This window comes from Sellimonas caecigallum (assembly GCF_019754295.1).
Taxonomy (GTDB): domain Bacteria; phylum Bacillota; class Clostridia; order Lachnospirales; family Lachnospiraceae; genus Sellimonas; species Sellimonas caecigallum.
The window spans coordinates 104,523-124,508 of sequence record NZ_VIRV01000007.1 but is presented as its reverse complement, the minus strand read 5'-3'; the positions used below and the strand labels follow the sequence as shown (position 1 = coordinate 124,508).

The following is a 19,986-nucleotide window of genomic DNA, read 5'->3' as shown; positions in this document are numbered from 1 at the left end:
TAATATAAATTTATTTTTCAGCCTGATACTACCGTATGATCATCGGGCGTCTCCTTTTGTATCTGGCTAAAATCCTTCCCCCCATACAGTCGAAACTGCATTCTGTCGGCGTCTTTGCACACATCAGCATCCGAAGCGTCGCCTCATCGTGAGCCACATGTGCTCTGGCGCAAAGGTTCAGGTAATCTCCCTGTGCCGTCTCGTCCGCCACCTCGCTCGTGTAGGACACCGTCGTGATCCAAGGGAATCGGATAGACGGATACTTGTGTCCCGGATCCGCTTTGTATGGGATCCAGTAGTTGATCATATTTTTATAATAATCTGCCGGGAAAAGTTTTGGCATCCAGGCATGGGCGTATTTTTCAAACTGTTTGCTCCATTCTTTATTGAGCGCCGTCATCTCCCCGTCTTTTGCGATCTCATCGGCGATCACGTCTTCCATCTCTTTGTTGACCGGATAGTTATCTTTGTACGCTTCGTCTGTTACGTACCAGAAGTATCCATAAAGAAGCGATCTCGGAAGCCAGAATCCCTTGTAAGACGGAGACGTATAGCCGGAAAACTGCTGCTCCCACTCATGGCTTGGCACTCCGTGGTTATCCACGATCATATCCGGCACATACCGTTCATACAGCCGGCTAAGTCCCATGGCCTCGCTGTGGATCGTGTCTTTCCGGAAGTGATCGGAGAAAAATTCCTTCCCGAGGGAATTAAACCGCGCTACATGGAATTTCCAGAACGGATGCTCTTTCTGCAGCTCGTAATGGATAGCCGCCCCATCCACATTTTCCATCGGCACAAGGATGAGATTCAGCTTTTCCGGAAGTTCTTTATATTCTTCTTTTGTAAGCAGCTTCCTAAGAAGGATGAAAGACGCGTTCGTGCTTGACACTTCATTGGCATGATGTCTTGCATTGATTATCTCGCTCGGATGCAGTGTAAGCCGCTTCGTCATTGAGATATATCCTTCTTTGTCCGGTCGGATCCAGATGGCATAAAGTTCTCTTCCTGTATAGGAACGAGCCGTCCGAAATACTTCGATACCCGGCACTTCCTTCAGTTCCTCGATGATGGAACGGTACATGTCGTAACCGATCAGCTCTTTTTCGTGCAGATCGATATCCTCGATCCGCTTCTCCTTGGAACACTTCTTCTTTCCCCGGATGCTCGACTCATACTTGCTGCCGTTTTCGGAAACAAAGACGATCTTTCCTGTATAGGTAAGCTCTTCAGAAAGATGCAAGATTCCCTTTTGGAGAAGGTTGGCATAAGAAGCAAGCAGTGCGTCTGCCACGCAGCCAGTCTGTATTTCTACCAGCGGCCTGCTGTCTTCCCATGCAATTCTCGTGATCCATGCAGAAACTTCGCCCCGTTCTCTTTGACCGCAGAGGATTTCATCATTGCGGACAATACAAGGTTTCTCCGTAAGTTTTTCCGAAAGCACAACGCGAAATACGGGCGGGCCTTCTTTTTTGTGGATAGCCGGAAGGATAAGCCCCGGTGCGTCCAGCATAACATTGATATTCTGTACCCCGTAGTTCTTAAAATAATCGCTGCCTGCAAAGTACATATCTTCATGCAGTGCGTCCAGAGAAGAAATCAAGTCTTCCCTGCATCCAACCCGGTAGTCCGGTTCGCTTACCGTCACATCCAGAAGAAGTTCCTGGAAAAACGGCTGCAGGTCCTCGGTTATCTTTCCGTCATATTTTTCTTCTATATATTTTCTGCAGTCTGGAAGGACTTCCGCCTGATACGTATCCCAGATTTCCTCCAGGTCTGTCCGAACTCTGCGGGAAAGGCTCTCCTCCCCATTGATGGAGACAGTAATATATCCTGTGGAAGGATGTACCTTTCCCATCTGCGGATACTCGTCCATATATGGCCGCTCTGAATACCAAGCCCGGTAGGTCTCTTCAAGGCAAATCTCATCTCCACAGTACACTTTGCAGCGGTAGGTAATATCCTCCTCCCCTTCGTACGGAAGGAAGACAACATCATCCCTCGAAAGGCCAAGCTCCCTTACGAGCACATCCTCGATAGGATACAGCTCCTGCAAGTAGCGGATCGGCAGATCGTACCATTTGTCCGGATTGTCTGCCTTTAGGTTGTGGTACGATGGTGTAGCTCCATTTTCGTCCAGCCACTCTTTCTGTCCTTTTGGCAGAAACGGCTTAAAGAAGATTTCAATCTTATCCGGTTTCGAGCTGCGCACAGACGGGATGATCTTTTCATCCAGCCAGGAAAATCCCTGCTTATATGCACAAAAGATGTCAAGATTTTCCGTCTCTGCTCCTTTTTCCTTTACTTTTTCTTGTATTTTTGCCTTCAGTTTCTCCCGGACTTCCAAGTCTTCACTTACTGCTCCCTGAATCCGGATCCGATCCCCGTTTCTAAGTTTCGGATAAAGTTCTTCCTCCAGGATTCTTTCGAATGTTTCTACTTCCCAAGGAAGTGTGTATGTCTTTTCGTATACCTGCCTGCCCGCTTTATAATTCTCAAAGACTGCCCGTGGGAAACCGCTTTTCTGCTGTTCTGTGATCTCAGGCGATCCATATACAGTAAATGTATTTTCCTCATCCTCTTCCCCGCAGGCATCCAACGCTGCAAGCTGTCCGTCCGCTCCGCGCAAAATAAAATCATCCGTCATATTCATCAGGACATCCCGCCAATTTTGGAATCCCGCTGCTGAAGGGAAATGTTCACAGATATAGGCCGTAAAATCCAGAAGTTCCTGTCCCTGTCCACGTACAATGACTCTTACTGCCTTCTCAGACTCTTCCAAGACCATCTCTGTCTTTGCCGCGTTCTCAAACACAAAGGCATTTCCCTTGTATCCTTCTTCTGCCACAATATCTCCCTCATATCCGGTCGTCTCCATGCCGAGCCGAAAAGCGATATTGCACGCTGAAGCTACAAGAAAATGATCCGCGTTATCCGGCAGAACAAGCTTCACATCCAGTTTGTCCGGCAGAAAGTCAAAGTCCTCGTCTTTCAAAAACGGCCCTTTGCTGAATATGTACTCCAACCCCGTTTGTTCCCGAAACTCCAGATCAAACATCGGCTCCGGATTGCCTTTCGCCTGCAAATACCCCTCCGGTGCGCCTTTTTCCGACAGCGCCCACAGCTCTTGCAGCTCGTCTTCATTCTGTGGTGCCAAAATGCCTCCCTCAGTACATGTGACGGGAAAAACAGCCGCTTCTGTCTGGAATCCAAGCAAACGGGCCGCTTCGACGGCATATCTCATTTCCTCTTTTCCCATGTTCTCTTTGATTTGCAATTTTTCCATATCTGCTCCTCTTGAAATGCTGAAATTCGGATACTAAAATCCGTACTGCATTCCTATTTTTCTAAAGTTTATCACGCTGAAATTTTACTGTCAAGAAGAGTGATAACTTTATAACAAAAAAGAGTTGTACATTTCTGCCTGTTTCCGCTATAATATTTAGTAATAATATACAAATCGAGGAAAAGTTATGGCTTACTATAAGAAAAAAGAGACAAGTGCTCGCACAAAAATACTAGATGCTTCCTGGAAACTTTTTCTGGATCAGGGCTATGCAAACACGACCATCAATCAGATTATTGAAGAGTCCGGTACTTCCCGAGGGGCTTTTTACCATCATTTCCGCGGGAAAGAGGAACTCCTCTTCCAGCTTGCGTCCCACTATGACAGCACATACGAAGACTGGCTGGATAATGTACCGTCGGATATTTCCCCGGATCAAAAGCTTCTGCGTTTCAGCCAATATGTTATGAAAGGACTGGAGACGTCCCGCTTTGTGACCCTCCTGCCTTGCCTTTACGGCCTGGAAGTCATGACCGAATATGGACGTCCTATCATCAACCCGGATCGAAAATATTATCAGATCGTCCTGTCGATCATCAAAGAGGGGCTGGAGTCCGGCTGTTTCCAGAGCGAGCTCTCGCCCAACGAGCTGACAGAATACTATACCATTCTTGAGAGAGGACTTACATACGACTGGCTTTTAAAGCAGCGCCGTTATTCTCTGTCCCAGTATGCCGAACGGATCATATCCGCCTTCGTGGCACGGATCACAAAAAGATAGAAACTGCCATATTGATGCAAAAAATCGCCCCAGTTGCTAAGCAAAAGGGGCGATTTAATTTTAGATGTTATCATTATGCTTCCACCGGTATAAAGGAAAATGCATTCACATCAAAGAGTCCCATATCCGTCAGTTTCAGTTCCGGTATCACAGGGAGTGACATAAAGCAAAGTGTCATTACCGGCTCCACTTCCCCACAGATTCCAAGCTCCGTATAAGCTTTCTCATGAATCGCGTTCAGCTTTTCATCTACCCACTCTCCGCTTCGGTCACTCATAAGTCCTGCAATCGGCATCGGCATACTCTCGATCACTTTCCCTTCCTTCACAAGCACGATTCCTCCATTCTGAGCGATCAGACTACGGACAGCATATTCCATCTCCTCATCATTGACTCCAACTGCAATGATATTGTGGGAATCGTGGGCAATGGAAAGAGCGACTGCCCCTTCTTTTATCCCGTACCCTTTCAGGAATCCGCAGGCTACGTTTCCAGTTCCCTGGTGTCTTTCTACCACGGCCACCTTCACGATGTCTTCGTCTGGATTCCACACGAATTCTCCCTCTTGGTCGAGAGTGATCTTTGCCGTCGTCTTTTTCGTCACAACCCCGCCCGGAAGGATTTCGATGACATGTACATGGTCCGAAGAAAGATGCATCTTCAGTTTTTCCCTGCTGAAATCTTTGACAACCACACTTCTTTTTACCGAAGCGATATCGTGTCTGTGTACTTCCGGCAAATACTTCCCTTCCTGGGCCGTGAGTTCCCCATCGATCCAGACTCTGTCCACGCGGAATTCTTTCAGGTCATCCAAAAGGACGATGTCCGCACGGTATCCCGGAGCGATGGCACCTCTGTCGTAAAGCCGGAAGCATTCAGCCGCATTGAGGGTGGCCATCCGGATGGCACTTACCGGATCGAGCCCTTCTTCCACACAGATCTTCAGATGATTGTCCAAGTGTCCTTCCTGAAGGATTGTCTTTGGCTGGCGGTCATCTGAACAGAGAAGACATCTTCTTTCGTTCTCCCGCGTGACTCCTTTGAGCAGCGTCCGAAGATTGTGGCAGGCTGATCCTTGGCGCAGCAGAATATACATCCCCCGTTCCAGACGTTCTTTCATCTCTTCTACTGTGGAGCATTCATGATCTGCCAGGATTCGCGCGGAAGCATAGGCATTCAGCTCTTTCCCAGTGATTCCAGGTCCATGTCCGTCGATGATCTTTCCGACCCGCTTTGCTGTCAAAATCTTCTCAAGCACGGCGTCGTCCGCCTGGATCACCCCCGGAAAATTCATGAATTCCCCGAGTCCCAGTATTTCGTCCCTGCGGATCGGCTCTTCCATTTCCGGCGCGCCGATGACTGCCCCCGCATGTTCGAACGGTGTGGCCGGCACACAGGACGGAAGGACATATTTGATGTCAAGTTTCGTTCCTTCTGCCGCTTCCATCATGTAGTCCAACCCTTTGATTCCGCATACGTTGACAATCTCATGTGGATCTGCGATGATAGTCGTCGCCCCATGCGGCACAAGAAGGCGGCCGATCTCTTCCGGACTTACATAGGAAGATTCAATGTGGATATGGCTGTCTATAAATCCAGGAACCGCATAGCGGCCTTGGGCATCTACCGTTTCTTTGCCTTCATACTCCCCGATCCCTGCGATCTGTCCTCCGCAGAGGGCAATATCCCCCTCAGTGATCGTACCTGAGAATACATTTACAATCTTACAGTTTTTTATGACAACATCCGCCGGGATCCTTCCCGCCGCCGTGTCGATCAGTTTTTTCAGCTCTTCTTTCTTCATACTGTTTTCCTTTCTTCCTATTTATTGTTACCTTATGATCCATATATTTCCGGCCGCATTTCTCTTTTTCTCAGCCACCTTTTTCTTCTCTCAGTGTAACACACTCATTTGCTGCACACAATAAAAGTGCATCCTCAAATTGAAGATGCACCTTTTGTATCTTAATATTATATATCTCTTCTGTGTGTTACTCTCAGTCGTGACATCGCTCTTGCAAGCGCCATCTGGTTGGCATTGTACTCCTGGAGGCTCTTTTTCTGACGGAGCTGTTCTTCCGCTCTCTCCCTTGCCTCCTCTGCTCGCCGGATATCGATCTCCTCCGGTCGCTCTACCGTAAGTGCGAACACTTTCACACGATTGTTAAGCACTTCCACAAATCCGGCGCTTACCGCCACGTCTACCTCCAGACCTTCCGCGTCCGTAAATCTCATCTCGCCTGGTATGATCGCAGCGATCATATCTTCGTGATGAGGAAGGATCTGCATCTCGCCGTCGTCCACAGGGATCGTGATGCTTTTCCCTCTTCCTGTATAAAACTGACGGTCGCTGGCGTAGATTTCCAGTCCAAATGTACTCTGGCCCATATACGCACCCCTTTACTGTTCTGCCGCTTCGGCTTTCGCTTTCTCAATGACGTCCTCGATCGTTCCGACATTGAAAAATGCATTTTCCGGGTATTCGTCCATCTCGCCTTCCACGATCATCTTAAATCCACGGATCGTCTCTTTCAGCGGAACATACTTTCCTGGAATCCCTGTGAAATTCTCCGCCACATGGAATGGCTGAGATAAGAATTTCTGGATCTTTCTTGCACGGTACACAATATTCTTATCTTCTTCGGAAAGCTCTTCCATACCGAGGATTGCGATGATATCCTGCAGTTCTTTATATTTCTGGAGGATTTCCTGTACTTTTCGTGCCACCTCATAGTGCTCTTCGCCTACCACGTCGGCCTCGAGGATACGGGAGCTGGATTCCAACGGATCCACAGCCGGGTAGATCCCCTGTTCCACAATCTTTCTGGAAAGGACCGTCTGTGCATCCAGATGAGCGAATGTTGTGGCCGGAGCCGGGTCGGTCAGGTCGTCGGCCGGCACGTAGACTGCCTGCACGGATGTGACAGATCCATTCTTCGTGGAAGCGATCCTCTCCTGAAGTGCCCCCATCTCTGTAGCCAGTGTCGGCTGATATCCAACCGCGGACGGCATACGTCCAAGAAGCGCGGACACCTCAGATCCTGCCTGCACGAAACGGAAAATATTGTCGATAAAAAGAAGCACGTCCTGATGCTCTTTATCGCGGAAATATTCCGCCATCGTAAGTCCAGTCTCAGCCACACGCATACGTGATCCAGGCGGCTCATTCATCTGCCCAAACACAAGGGCTGTCTTATTCAATACTCCAGACTCTTTCATCTCTGTCCAGAGGTCATTTCCTTCACGGGAACGCTCTCCTACACCGGTAAAGATGGAATATCCACCGTGTTCTGTGGCAATATTCTGGATCAACTCCTGGATCAGCACCGTTTTTCCAACACCGGCGCCGCCAAAAAGACCGATCTTTCCACCCTTTGCGTACGGAGCCAGAAGGTCGATGACCTTGATTCCGGTCTCCAGTATCTCCACTACCGGGCTCTGCTCTTCGAAGGTCGGCGGATCTCTGTGAATCTCCCAGTGTTCCTCGCCTTCCAGTGATTCGCCGTTGTCCACTGTCTCTCCGAGGACGTTGAACAGACGGCCAAGCGTCTTATCTCCTACCGGAACTTTGATGCCTGCTCCGGTAGCGACAACTTCCATATCACGGTAGAGGCCTTCGCTGGCGGAAAGCATGATACAGCGGACCGTATCATTTCCTATATGCTGTGATACTTCCATCACACACTTTTTCCCATTATTTTCCACAACTAAAGCATCTTTGATTTTTGGAAGTTCCCCGTTTTCAAATATTACATCTACAACAGGTCCCATGACCTGTACAATCTTTCCTTTATTCATCGTCATCACTTCCTTTTTTGTGCTTTCGCACCGCTGATTACTTCCGTGATCTCCTGTGTGATGGCAGCCTGCCTTGCACGGTTGTACTGAATCGACAACTCACGGAGCATTTCTTTCGCGTTGTCTGTCGAAGACTGCATCGCTGTCATTCTCGCATTATTCTCACTGGCATAAGACTCTACCAGACATCCGTAAATATAGCCTGTTACATAGTTTGGCACGATCTGATCCAGGACAGCCTCCGTGGACGGCACCATCCGGATAACCTCCTGCTGCACGTCCACCGGTATTTTCATATTGGAAAACTGTGACTTTTTCAACGGAAGGATCTGCACGCGCTTCGTCTCCATAGAGATCGCGCTGACCATTTCCGTAAAAATGATATCCACCTCGTCAAGGTGCCCGTTCACAAACTCTTCTACCATCTCCCTGGCAATGACCCTTGCCCGGTGCATCGTCGGTTTCTGGACGGTATAATGGAACTGCTCATCCATATCGACGTTCTTTTTTCGGAAATACTGCTGTCCCACGATTCCCAGCACATACAGCTTCGGATGTCCCTTTGCGTTGATGATGCCATCTTCCGTCATCTTGATGACATTGTGATTGTAGGCTCCTGCAAGTCCTTTGTCCGCCGTCACGACGATACAGCCGATCTTTCGCTCTTCTTCCGGGATCTGCGGCCTCGTATCAAAAAAGACATGTTCCACATCCGGCATATGGCGGAGGATACGTGAGATCGTACTCTGCAGATTGTAGAAATACGGCTCTGTATCTGCAAGCACTCTCTTCGCACGTTTCATCTTGGAGGAAGAAATCATATACATCGCATTTGTGATCTTCATTGTATCCCGAATGCTTTTCATTCGTGCCTGTATTTCTTTTGCACTTGCCATACTAACACCTGCTCTTATCTCTGAATTCTTCTGCCGCTTTCAAAATCTTTTCTGTAAGCTCCTCTGTGAGGACTTTCTTCTCTTCGATCTCTCGTCCGATCTCCGGATAAACACTGTCAAAATACTCGAGAATCTCTTTCTGGTATTTCTTTATCTCCTTGAGCGGGATGCCGACCATCTTCTTGTTGGTCGCCACACACAAGGTAATAACCTGCTCATGCAGGGACAACGGGCTGCACAGCGGCTGTTTGAGAAGTTCCATCAGACAGCTTCCGTATTCAAGCTGCGCCTTTGTAGACTCGTCAAGGTCTGATGAGAACTGGGTAAACACCTGCATTTCCCTGTACTGTGCCAGATCGATACGGATGCTTCCGGATGCTTTTTTCATCGCCTTAGTCTGTGCTGCACCGCCGACACGGGATACGGAAAGCCCTACATTGACAGCCGGGCGCATACCGGAGAAGAACAAATCGCTCTCCAGGAAAATCTGTCCGTCTGTAATGGAAATGACATTGGTCGGAATATAAGCGGATACATCCCCTGCCTGCGTCTCAATGATCGGAAGCGCTGTGATAGAACCTCCTCCTGCCTCATCGCTCAGACGGCTGGAACGCTCCAGAAGTCTGGAATGCAGATAGAATACGTCCCCCGGATATGCCTCACGTCCAGGCGGTCTCTCCAGAAGAAGGGAAAGAGCACGGTAAGCTACCGCATGCTTGGACAGGTCGTCATAGACGATCAGGACATCTTTTCCTCTATACATAAAATATTCGGCAAGGGCTGTTCCCGCATACGGCACAATGTACTGAAGCGGCGCACAGTCGCTTGCTGTCGCTGAAAATACTGTTGTATACTCTAAAGCTCCATATTTTTCAAGAGTGGAAACCAGCTTCGCCACGGTAGACGCCTTCTGACCGATAGCTACATAGATACAGATGACATCTTTTCCTTTCTGGTTCAAAATCGTGTCGATGGCAATGGAAGTCTTTCCTGTCTGCCGGTCCCCGATAATCAGCTCACGCTGTCCGCGCCCGATCGGGAACATGGAGTCGATTGAAAGGATTCCTGTCTCCATAGGAACACTGACAGACTTTCTGTCCACAATGGACGGCGCCGGATATTCCACGGGTCTGTATTCATCGCACGGTATTTCCCCTTTGCCGTCGATCGGCGCGCCCAGGGCATTCACAACACGGCCGATAAAGCCTTCTCCTGCCGGTACGCCAGCGCTTTTTCCGGTACGGAATACTTTCGTCCCTTCCTTGATCTCCCGGTCGTCGCCAAAAAGGATACATCCGATACTGTTCTGACGGATATCCTGGACCATCCCTTTGAGCCCATTTTCGAATGTCACGATCTCGCCGTATGCTGCGTGATCGATACCATAGATATTTGCGATACCGTCCCCAACGCTTACGACCGTCCCGACTTCTTTATCTTTGCTGATTTCGTCATAATTTTGAATTTCTTCTTTCAAAATGGAGATTATTTCGTCTGAATTGATCGTACTCAATTACGTCACCTCCGCATTAATGTTTTAAAGCCTGGGATAAAGACTGGAAACGTCCGCGAAGACTCCAGTCGAATTCCCTGTTTTCTGCCTGAAGGATAAATCCTCCGATGAGGCTTTTATCCTCTTTCATGGAAAGCTCTGCACTTTTCACGTGGTATGTCTTACAGAGGAACGCTTTGATCTTTTCCTCCTGCTCCTTGGTCGGTGCTGTCACGTAGATCAGATTTGCCCTCAGCACTCCTCTCGCCTTTCTTTCGGCATCATGGTACGCCTCAAAAATATCCAGAAGAATGTCGGCCTTCTGATTCCTGCAGACTACTTTCAAAAAATTAGCGGTTCCCTTCGGGAACACGCGATCTATGATCTTTTCTTTTACCCGGAAAGAAACGATCGGGTTCGCAAGACTTTCGCGAAGCTCCTTTACTTCTTCCAGGATATCCTCTGTCGTTTTTATGGATTCCGCATCCACGTTCAGTTCATATAATGCTTTCGCATAATTTCTAGCTGTTTGTGTCATCGGAATCACCTGCTTCTTCTAAAAATCGGTCATAAAGTGCCAAATCTTTCTCGCTGCTGTTCTTATCTCCCATAATTTTAGAAGCCGCTGCAAGGGCAATGTCTGCAACCTGTGCTTTCATCTCCTGCATTGCCTGTTCACGCTCAAGCTCGACTGTCTTTCTTGCCTTCTCGACGATCTGGACTGCCTCTGTATTTGCATTCTGCACGATGGCATCTGCCTGGAGCGCCGCTTCTGTCCTGGCCCTCTCAACGATCTGGCCGGACTCCTCTTTCGCCTGGGACAGAGCCTGTTCATACTGCGTCCTCAGCTGATAGGCGGACTTTTTCTGCTCCTCGGCATCCTGAAGTTGCCCTTTTATGATCTCTTCGCGTTTATCCATGATCTTCTGAATCGGCTTAAATAAGAAATGCTGCAGCAAAAAATACAGAACAAGCAGATTTATGATCGTCCCGATGATCGTAATCGGACTTAATGTCAGCATCTGCCTCTACCTGCCTTTCTGTTAGCCTAATAAGATGATGATCAGCAAACCGATAACAAAGCCGTAGATCGCTGTTGCTTCTGCAAGGGCACAACCTAAAAGCAGTGTACTTCTGATTTTTCCTTCCGCTTCCGGCTGTCTTGCGATGGACTCAGCAGCCTTTCCTGTAGCAAGTCCGATTCCAATACCTGCTCCAATACCTGTGAAAACAGCAATTGCTGCTCCGATTGCGATTAATGATGTCATAGTTTGTTTCCTCCTTCTTGTTTCGAATAATGTTTACTCAACCGCTTCGTTGATAAATAGTGATGTCAAAAATACAAACACATATGCCTGAATGAATCCGTCAAAAAAATCAAAATATAGATTGAACGGTATAGGAAGCAAAATCGGACAAATGATCTCGATCAGCTTCATTACCACATAGGAACCCAGCACATTTCCAAAAAGCCGCATACACAGCGATAATGGCCGGATGAATATCTCCAGAATATTGATGGGCAGCATCACGGCAACCGGCTGGGCAAATGCTTTGATCCACCCTTTCGTCCCTTTGTGCCTGATTCCTGCGTACTCTATGAGGAAAATACTCATCAGCGAAAGCGCGATCGTCACGCCCATATCCTTCGTTGGCGGGACAAAACCGAATACTCCCATGATATTGGCAAGTCCGATGTAAAGGATAACCGTGATCATATAAGGAATATAGCGCGCTCCGTGTTCCCCTAACAGGTTGTAAAAGAAATTGCGGAAAAATAAATACCCGGACTCAAGTGCAAGCTGCTTTTTCCCCGGATTTTCTACCTTCAGGTTCCGCACTAAAATCATGGAAAGCAATACGAGAACTGCCATAACGATCCATGTCACGACGACGGATTCGTAGATCGGAAGTCCTTTTCCGACCGGTATCGTGAACACGACTTTACAGTTCAGTTCTTCTGTCAGCTTCTCTGCTAAATTACCCGTCTCGCTCCCTCCTTTTCTCTTATTTTCATTTCCAGCTTACTTTACTCCTCGGTACTTGAAAAGTCAATATTCGTTTTCACAATCTTCCTATAAAAAAGCATATTTTTTTGTGAATATTTACTATAAAATCCGTCAGGTTTTCTACATATTTTTTTATAAGTTCCTATACAGAATAAAGTGGTAAGCCTACCTAAAATCCCGTTTTTGCGCGTGTGCATCCCGCCCGTATGGCTTTTTATTACGCAAGGAGTAGAGAGGATTTTCCTATGAAAAAAACAGGGCCGTGCATCCTGCACAGCCCTGCCGCTCGATCAATATCTTTGATTTATAATCTCTTCATCAGTTCTTCGCGCTCTTTTTCATATCCCGGTTTTCCAAGAAGTGCAAACATATTTTTCTTATATGCTTCCACACCTGGCTGGTTGAACGGATTGACGCCCAAAATGTATCCGCTTACACCACAGGCAAATTCGAAGAAGTAGAACAGTTCTCCGAGATAAAATTCGCTCTGCTCCGGAATGTTTATCATCAGGTTTGGCACATTTCCGTCTGTATGCGCAAGCACTGTACCGTTCATGGCGCTCTTGTTTACAAAGTCAACTGTCTGTCCTGCAAGATAGTTCAGTCCGTCCAGATCCACCGGTTCCTCTCCGATGATGACTTCTTCTCTTGATTTCTCCACGTTCATGACAGTCTCAAACATGATACGGCTTCCGTCCTGGATGAACTGTCCCATAGAATGAAGGTCTGTCGTAAGATCTACAGATGCCGGGAAGATACCCTTCTGGTCTTTTCCTTCGCTTTCCCCGTAGAGCTGTTTCCACCATTCGGAAACATAGTGAAGACTTGGTTCGTAGTTTGCCAGCACTTCCACTGCTTTTCCTTTTGCATGGAGAATATTTCTCACTGCCGCATATTTGAGAGCATCGTTTTCTTCGAATGCAAGTTCCATGGCAGCCTTTCTTCCGGATGCAGCGCCTTCCATCAGCTTTGTGATGTCCGCACCGCTGGCTGCGATCGGCAGAAGACCGACTGCTGTCAGTACGGAGAAACGGCCTCCCACATCATCCGGAACTACGAAGGATTCATACCCTTCTTCCGTAGCCAGGTTTTTCAGTGCTCCTCTTGCTTTGTCTGTTGTAGCGTAGATTCTCTTTGCAGCCTCTTCTTTACCATATTTCTTTTCCAGCATTTCTTTGAAAATGCGGAATGCGATCGCAGGTTCTGTCGTCGTACCAGATTTGGAAATAATATTTACAGAGAAATCTCTGTCTCCGATCACATCGATCAAATCTTTCAGGTATGTACTGCTGATACTGTTTCCCACATAATAGATTTCCGGTGCTTTGCGGATTTCCTTGGAAACCATGTTGTAAAAGCTGTGTCTTAAAAATTCGATCGCAGCTCTTGCTCCGAGGTAAGATCCTCCGATCCCGATTACGAGAAGGACATCCGAGTCTCCCTGGATCTTCTCTGCCGCTTTCTGAATGCGGGCAAATTCTTCTTTATCATAATCCACCGGAAGATCGATCCATCCGAGGAAGTCATTTCCTGCCCCTGTTCGTGCCAGCAGCTTGTCCTTCGCCGCCAGTACAATGTCTTTCATAGACTCCATTTCATGATCTTTGATGAACGGAGCTGCTTTTGAATAGTCGAACGTTACCTTTGCCATCGTTATCATTCCTTTCTATTTTTCCAGTTTCTGCTGGATTTCTCTGGTTACATTCTAGCAAAAGGCACTCTATTAATCAAGCTAAAAACTCCGCAAGGATCTCTCTGATCATCTGTTCGTCTCTCTTTTTTTCCTCCGACTGCTTTGTTTTTTCCTGCTTCTTTTCTTCCTCTTTCATAAGACTGATCAGTTCCGATTCGACTTCTTCTTTCTGTGTTTCTTTTTGTACTTCTTTTTGACGTCCCTTCTGCTGCTTTTTTGTGTACTTCATTTTCGGCTGTTCCTGCACAGTTTCTTCGAGCACAATCTCAGGCTGCGGATCAGCAAAAATTTCTTCCTTCGGCAGCTCTTCTTCCACTGCCTCTTTCACTGCCTGCAGCTCTTCTCCCACACTCTTTTCCTCTGCTGTCTCCTGCTCCTGTCGCTGATTGATCCTTTCATACCTGCGGGCATATGTATTTTCCAGGAAATCAACCATGTAATTTTTCGCTGCTTCCAGCTGATACCCTTCATCCGTGACCATTCTCAGGGCAAACAGCAGCACCGCCCCCGCAGCTCCTGCAACGGCATACTGGCCAATGGTCTCAAGACCGGCATTCTCAAAATATCCTCTGGCAGCTCCAATACCGCCGATAATGAGGCTAGCCCATGCCGATGCTTTCTCGATCTGTCGCCAACTGTGGAGCTTTATCCCCAGCACCTTGTACTCAAACATATATTTATCCACAAAAGCCCGTACATTCTGCACCTTGTCACTTATCATACACGTGTGTTCAAACTTCGCTCTCACAAGTTTCATCAGCGGATGCAGACTTTTTCCCATCCTGCCTGCTTCCCGTACAAGTCTTCGGAGTGTAAACTGTACGATCAGTTTGCTGAACACTCCAAGAATACACATTACTCCGATGACATAAAATAAAATGCCATACTCCCACACTGCGTTTACCATAAAAAGAGCCTCCTCCGTTTTCATTGATACGTTCAGTATAACTGAAATTCACGGAAAAAGGCTCCCTAACCGTTCTACATCTTTTTTATCCCAAGCTCAGAATCAGCCACATTTTGCCGATTTTCCACGCCTGTCCTCCCTACATCTCAGCCGCCAATGCACAGACAAGCCTTACACTGTGGCGGATTGCGAGCTCTTCGAAAGCCGGATAATCCATCTCCGCACTGTTGTCAGCTTTGTCCGAAATGGCCCGAATGATGACGCACGAAATTTTGTTCAGATAAGCAGTGTGGGCAATCGCTGCACCTTCCATTTCCGTACACTTGGCTCCGAAAAGAGCAATCAACCTCTCCTTTACCTGGCTGGATGCCACAAACTGGTCCCCGCTCACGATACGCCCGGTCCATGTATGAATGTCCGGATTGATTCTCTCGTTGACCTCTTTTGCAAGTTTTATAAGCTTCTCATCCGCCGGAAAGGAAAATGTATCCATCTGAGGGACCTGCCCCACCGGATCTCCAAAAGCGGACGCATCCATATCATGCTCTACCGCATCAGTAGAAATGACCATATCTCCGATATCAATCTGCGCATCCAGAGAGCCTGCGATTCCTGTATTGATCAACGTATCCACATGAAAACGGTCAATCAGGATCTGCGCGCACACTGCCGCGTTGACCTTGCCGATTCCACTTCTTACGATGACCACCTCTTTGTCTTCCAGTTTTCCACGGTAAAATGACATGGACGCCACTTCACTTACTTCCTCTATCTCCATTCTTCTTTTTAACTCTGCAACTTCTTCTTCCATTGCACCAATGATTCCTAACATGCTTCTCTCCTGCCTTTCTCTTCCCTGTTTGTTTTTTGCTTTTCTCTTTCCTGTTTATTGTATCAAGCTGTCACGCGCAAAGCCAGAACAAAATGAAAATTTTCCGCCTTTCCATCTATAAGAAATACTATAAATGTTATAAGAAAAAGCTATGGGAATCTGCGCAAAAATATGGATTTCCCGTCTTCTGTCTGCTATACTTTTTGGCGGAAGAAATCAAAACACACAGGACTTTCGGAACAATCCGTGAATCCCATAAAATACAGTTCTTCCAACTCAAACACTACTCGAAGAAACAAGAAACGGAGGAATCAATATGCAGTACAGGCCAACCGGAGTATGCTCCAGGCTCATTGAATTTACACTTGATGACAACAACTGTATCCACGATGTCCAGTTTACCGGCGGATGCAACGGAAATCTGAAAGGCATCTCAAGCCTTATAGAAGGAATGAATGCTCAGGAAGCTCTCCAGCGTCTATCCGGAATTACATGCGGCATAAAAAACACATCCTGCCCGGATCAGCTTGCAAAAGCGATTCAGGCAAGTCTTGCATCCGCGCAATAATAAAAAAACGGCAGGTTTCTTTTTCCACTGAAACCTGCCGTTTTCTTCTCTATTCTTACTTTCCTCTATCTTCCCCTTTTCCCCAAAGAGACTCTATGATATAGGAAACAAATTGTTCCCTATATCATGAAAACCGACCGGCGAATGCCGGATAAGAAATGAACGGAAGAGCTATTGCAGCCACTGTTCCACATAGGAAGTTCTGCTTTCTACATTACAGAATTCCGGGTTGCTTGCTTAAGGATTAAAGGATAATGTGATACCAAAAAAGACTCCCGACTTTTTTATGTATGCTTGTATGTGGAACAGTGCCCGCAATAACTCTCCCGCTATCCAATAAGGATCATAACTTCAAGTCTAAGTAAGATAGTGGGGATAGTTGTTAAACGTATAAACCATTTGTACCTGAACTGCTGACATCCGAATTCGCGTAGTGCACACTCTTTACCCGGTAGTAGTAGCCTTTTGGAACAGTAAGTGTCTTATGGCTGAGGACAGAAATGGTATTATATTTCGTTGTCGTCCAGGATGTATACTGTTCCCATTCCCCATTTACTTTTCTTTCAATATTGACATTAATACTTACTGTACCAACCTTTTTTTGCGCTATCGTCTGTCCGCCTGCATTAATCTTACCACTTCCTACCTTGCTGATTTTCGAAGAGCCACTCTGCAAATATATTCCTCGTGTTTGAATATCTGTGTATCCTATTTCTTCTTGAATCTCCTCTGCCGCCTGAACCTTTTTCCCAGACACGCCGATACCGATACCTAAAATCAGTGTCATTGTAAGTAACATAGATATGATCTTTTTTACTTTTTTTCTCATGCTCTCATCTCCTTATATTATATAGACGCGCGAACTTCAAAAATCTTTCGGTTTTTTTTAAAAAAAATGCAAATTCTCCAAAATTTTTTCAAATTCCTCTTTTTCGATCACTCCTGTAAGGATATATTCGATATCTCCGTACTCAAATTTTGCCGAATATTCTGTCTGCCCTGATTCTTCGATCAGATATTCTGTAATGTAAATTTCTGTCTCATTTACTGTTTTCGTATATTCATCCACTATCTTATCTTCAATATCATATCCGTAGGAGAAATCTCGATAGTTTGGTATAATACTATACGTTAAAATTTGTTCATTGTATTCATAAAAAATATCTGCTGATAAATAAGACGAATCAGTCAATGAATCTACTATTTTCATCTCCTTAGGCTTATAATCCAGCCTCACAGCATCGAATCCAAACTCATCCTTAATCTTTTGGAAGACTTTTTCTTCTTCATCAGAGGTCACAATATCTTTGTTTTTTCTTTCTGTATCAATATTAGTACTTTTTCTTCCTCCTAAAAACTGGTTCACTCTATCCGTCACATACCCTTTATCGCCAAATGTGGTCACGCCGACTCCCAGAGCTGCCACAAGTGCAGCGGCAAGCCCCACCATCGTCTTTCGTCTCCATCTGCGTACTTTCCGCTTTGATTTTGTTGAATCGGAACTTCCGGCTTCTGTGTTGGGCGTAGTTTCTGTAAACTCTTCTGCTCCGACGGCTGCGGGCAACTCATGATCCAAATCCGGTACAAGTTCTTCCGCAAATTCTTCTGTCTCTTTTTCTTCCCGGCGCAGCTGCAGCTCTCTCCCCAGCATCAATGCTTCCTGATCCGCCTTGGACAGATTTGCAAAAGTTTCCTTTTCCTTCTGAAGTTCCTGTGCTTTCTCCATAATTCTGTCTTCGAAATCGTCCGGTACCTCTATATCGTCGAGGCTCTCGTCTTTTTCGATTTTATTTTTTATTTTTTCTGCTTCTTTTTCCATTTCCCTCGTCACGAGTTCTTTTAAAAATATATCGTCATTCTTCATTTTTGTCCCCTTTTTCTACGTTTTGATTGCTGTTACTTGACCTTTGATTCAATTGTGTTTAATATGATACCAAGGTCACAACCATTTTGGTATTGCCTGCGTATCCTCTTGGAGCGCATACCAGAGGCAAATGTATTTTGCCCCTGGCATCATATAAATAATTATAAAACATTCTTGGAGGCATATTATGAAACGTATCATTTTAACCGGCGGCGGCACCGCAGGACATGTCACTCCAAACATCGCCCTTCTGCCGCGCCTGAAAGAACTTCAGTATGATATTCACTATATTGGTTCTTATAATGGAATCGAAAAGGAGCTGATCGCACCTTTTCAGATCCCGTATCACGGAATTTCATCCGGAAAACTGCGCCGTTATTTCAGCGTAAAAAATTTTACAGATCCGTTTCGCGTGTTGAAGGGCTTTCACGAAGCGAATAAGCTGATCCGTACTCTGAAGCCGGATGTCATCTTCTCAAAAGGCGGCTTTGTCAGTGTTCCCGTTGTGATGGCCGGCAAGCACAACCGTGTTCCTGTCATCATCCACGAATCCGACATGACGCCGGGGCTTGCAAACAAGCTGGCCATGTCTTCCGCGACAAAGATTTGCTGCAATTTCCCGGAGACATTGGAACATCTTCCAAAAGAGAAGGCCGTTCTGACCGGTTCGCCGATCCGGCAGGAGCTCTTATCCGGAGATCGCGAAGCTGCAAAAAAATTCTGCGGCTTTACCAGCGATAAGCCTGTCATTTTGATCATCGGTGGAAGCCTGGGAGCTGCCGCGGTAAACAAGGCTGTCCGCAGCATCCTTCCGAAGCTGCTTGAAAACTTCCAGATCATCCATCTCTGCGGAAAAGGTAAACTGGACGCTTCCCTCGCAGGAATCGATGGATACGTTCAGTTTGAATATATTCAGAAAGAGCTGAAAGATCTGTTTGCCTTGACGGACATTGTGATTTCGCGTGCGGGTGCAAACGCCATCTGCGAACTTCTTGCATTACATAAGCCAAATATTCTGATCCCTCTCTCAGCCAATGCAAGCCGAGGAGACCAAATCCTGAATGCCCGCTCGTTTGAGCGCCAGGGATTCAGTATCGTAATCGAAGAAGAAAAACTTACAGACGATCTGCTCCTTTCTGAGATCAACCGTCTTTACAAAGATCGCGAACGCTTCATATCCGCCATGAAAAATTCGGATATGCAAAATTCCATCGAAACCATCATCAACCTGATCGAAAAGGCGTCTTCCAGATAAAAATGGATTATATCTGCATTTAAAAAATAGGTGTCGAAACGGCACCTGTTTTTTATGATTATTCTATTTTTCGATATTGGGTCTCATATTTTCTTATAATCCATTTTCTGGCTCTGAACAAAATGGACTGGAATGCCTCAAGACGAATACCCATCTCATCAGCAATCGTTTTCTGAGGCATGTCCAGCACATAAGCTTTCAGTACCGCATCGTACCATCTCGGATTATGTTCATAAACTGCTTTGAGAAGGTCTTCTGTAAATATTTCTGTCTGTTTCCGACGCTCTTCCATGAAAATAACCTCTTCTGCATCTACCGTGTTTTCATTCATATGCATTCTCAATTGGCAGTCCTCTGTTGGAATCTCCCGGTTCATTTTGCGCCCCTGGCTGAACGCAAGATAGCGGATGGTTGTGATCAGCCAGGCTCCGATCGCCTCTTTATTTCGGATCTCATCGTAGTTTACATATAATTTTGCAAATGCCAGCTGTACAATATCTTCTGCCGCCGTTTTATCTTTGCAGTAATATACCGCTGTCTTCAGAGCTAAATCCACATAATTTTTATAGATATCGTTAAATCTTATTTCGTTCATATGAGTTTAC

19 protein-coding genes are annotated in these 19,986 nt (G+C 46.4%); 3 read left to right on the top strand and 16 right to left on the bottom strand.

Annotated features, from left to right (window positions below; all coding sequences use genetic code 11):
• Positions 1-28 precede the first annotated feature (28 nt).
• Complete coding sequence (locus FLB61_RS06800; protein WP_246599146.1) at positions 29-3,286, bottom strand: M14 family metallopeptidase; 3,258 nt, start codon at positions 3,284-3,286, stop codon at positions 29-31.
• 187 nt (positions 3,287-3,473) lie between these two features.
• Here FLB61_RS06800 and FLB61_RS06795 point away from each other — a divergent pair, with 187 nt between their 5' ends.
• Entirely contained in the window at positions 3,474-4,067 is a 594-nt protein-coding gene (locus tag FLB61_RS06795; protein WP_087203434.1) for a TetR/AcrR family transcriptional regulator, read from the top strand.
• 73 nt (positions 4,068-4,140) lie between these two features.
• Here the strand turns inward: FLB61_RS06795 and ade are convergent, their stop codons facing one another.
• The 12 genes from ade to FLB61_RS06735 form a co-directional block, all read right to left on the bottom strand.
• The gene (gene ade / locus FLB61_RS06790; protein ID WP_087203433.1) at positions 4,141-5,871 is read right to left on the bottom strand and encodes an adenine deaminase; all 1,731 of its coding nucleotides are present in this window, start codon (positions 5,869-5,871) and stop codon (positions 4,141-4,143) included.
• Between the two features lie 167 nt (positions 5,872-6,038).
• Complete coding sequence (gene atpC / locus FLB61_RS06785) at positions 6,039-6,455, bottom strand: ATP synthase F1 subunit epsilon (protein WP_087203432.1); 417 nt, start codon at positions 6,453-6,455, stop codon at positions 6,039-6,041.
• 12 nt (positions 6,456-6,467) lie between these two features.
• The gene (atpD, locus tag FLB61_RS06780) at positions 6,468-7,865 is read right to left on the bottom strand and encodes a F0F1 ATP synthase subunit beta (RefSeq protein ID WP_087203431.1); all 1,398 of its coding nucleotides are present in this window, start codon (positions 7,863-7,865) and stop codon (positions 6,468-6,470) included.
• A 5-nt stretch (positions 7,866-7,870) separates the two neighbouring features.
• A complete protein-coding gene (gene atpG, locus FLB61_RS06775; RefSeq protein WP_087203430.1) occupies positions 7,871-8,761 on the bottom strand; it encodes an ATP synthase F1 subunit gamma in 891 nt (296 codons plus the stop codon).
• Between the two features lies 1 nt (position 8,762).
• Complete coding sequence (gene atpA, locus FLB61_RS06770; RefSeq protein ID WP_221919734.1) at positions 8,763-10,274, bottom strand: F0F1 ATP synthase subunit alpha; 1,512 nt, start codon at positions 10,272-10,274, stop codon at positions 8,763-8,765.
• A 16-nt stretch (positions 10,275-10,290) separates the two neighbouring features.
• Complete coding sequence (atpH, locus tag FLB61_RS06765; RefSeq protein WP_087210145.1) at positions 10,291-10,791, bottom strand: ATP synthase F1 subunit delta; 501 nt, start codon at positions 10,789-10,791, stop codon at positions 10,291-10,293.
• Complete coding sequence (atpF, locus tag FLB61_RS06760) at positions 10,775-11,275, bottom strand: F0F1 ATP synthase subunit B (protein ID WP_221919733.1); 501 nt, start codon at positions 11,273-11,275, stop codon at positions 10,775-10,777. The genes atpH and atpF overlap by 17 nt, the downstream gene beginning before the upstream one ends.
• A gap of 21 nt (positions 11,276-11,296) precedes the next feature.
• Positions 11,297-11,521: an ATP synthase F0 subunit C gene (gene atpE, locus FLB61_RS06755; RefSeq protein WP_087203426.1), complete on the bottom strand. Its 225-nt coding sequence runs from the start codon at positions 11,519-11,521 to the stop codon at positions 11,297-11,299.
• Positions 11,522-11,554: 33 nt separating this feature from the next.
• Entirely contained in the window at positions 11,555-12,220 is a 666-nt protein-coding gene (locus FLB61_RS06750; protein WP_221919738.1) for a F0F1 ATP synthase subunit A, read from the bottom strand.
• Positions 12,221-12,566: 346 nt separating this feature from the next.
• Complete coding sequence (locus FLB61_RS06745; protein WP_087203424.1) at positions 12,567-13,913, bottom strand: glucose-6-phosphate isomerase; 1,347 nt, start codon at positions 13,911-13,913, stop codon at positions 12,567-12,569.
• 76 nt (positions 13,914-13,989) lie between these two features.
• Positions 13,990-14,862: a hypothetical protein gene (locus tag FLB61_RS06740; protein ID WP_087203423.1), complete on the bottom strand. Its 873-nt coding sequence runs from the start codon at positions 14,860-14,862 to the stop codon at positions 13,990-13,992.
• Between the two features lie 139 nt (positions 14,863-15,001).
• Positions 15,002-15,694 carry a 5'-methylthioadenosine/adenosylhomocysteine nucleosidase gene (locus FLB61_RS06735; protein WP_221919732.1) on the bottom strand — a complete coding sequence of 231 codons (693 nt, stop codon included), beginning with the start codon at positions 15,692-15,694 and terminating at the stop codon, positions 15,002-15,004.
• A 316-nt stretch (positions 15,695-16,010) separates the two neighbouring features.
• Between FLB61_RS06735 and FLB61_RS06730 the strand changes: the two genes are divergently transcribed.
• A complete protein-coding gene (locus FLB61_RS06730; RefSeq protein WP_221919731.1) occupies positions 16,011-16,262 on the top strand; it encodes a TIGR03905 family TSCPD domain-containing protein in 252 nt (83 codons plus the stop codon).
• Between the two features lie 382 nt (positions 16,263-16,644).
• On the opposite strand, the gene FLB61_RS06725 is transcribed toward FLB61_RS06730, so the two are convergent.
• Together FLB61_RS06725 and FLB61_RS06720 are read right to left on the bottom strand one after the other, a co-directional pair.
• Positions 16,645-17,091 carry a DUF6147 family protein gene (locus FLB61_RS06725; RefSeq protein WP_221919730.1) on the bottom strand — a complete coding sequence of 149 codons (447 nt, stop codon included), beginning with the start codon at positions 17,089-17,091 and terminating at the stop codon, positions 16,645-16,647.
• Positions 17,092-17,148: 57 nt separating this feature from the next.
• Positions 17,149-18,126: a DUF4367 domain-containing protein gene (locus tag FLB61_RS06720; RefSeq protein WP_221919729.1), complete on the bottom strand. Its 978-nt coding sequence runs from the start codon at positions 18,124-18,126 to the stop codon at positions 17,149-17,151.
• Positions 18,127-18,313: 187 nt separating this feature from the next.
• On the opposite strand from FLB61_RS06720, the gene FLB61_RS06715 reads away from it, so the two are divergent.
• A complete protein-coding gene (locus FLB61_RS06715; RefSeq protein ID WP_087202244.1) occupies positions 18,314-19,381 on the top strand; it encodes an undecaprenyldiphospho-muramoylpentapeptide beta-N-acetylglucosaminyltransferase in 1,068 nt (355 codons plus the stop codon).
• Between the two features lie 58 nt (positions 19,382-19,439).
• Here FLB61_RS06715 and FLB61_RS06710 read toward each other — a convergent pair whose 3' ends face one another.
• A complete protein-coding gene (locus tag FLB61_RS06710) occupies positions 19,440-19,976 on the bottom strand; it encodes an RNA polymerase sigma factor (RefSeq protein ID WP_221919728.1) in 537 nt (178 codons plus the stop codon).
• Positions 19,977-19,986: the final 10 nt, after the last annotated feature.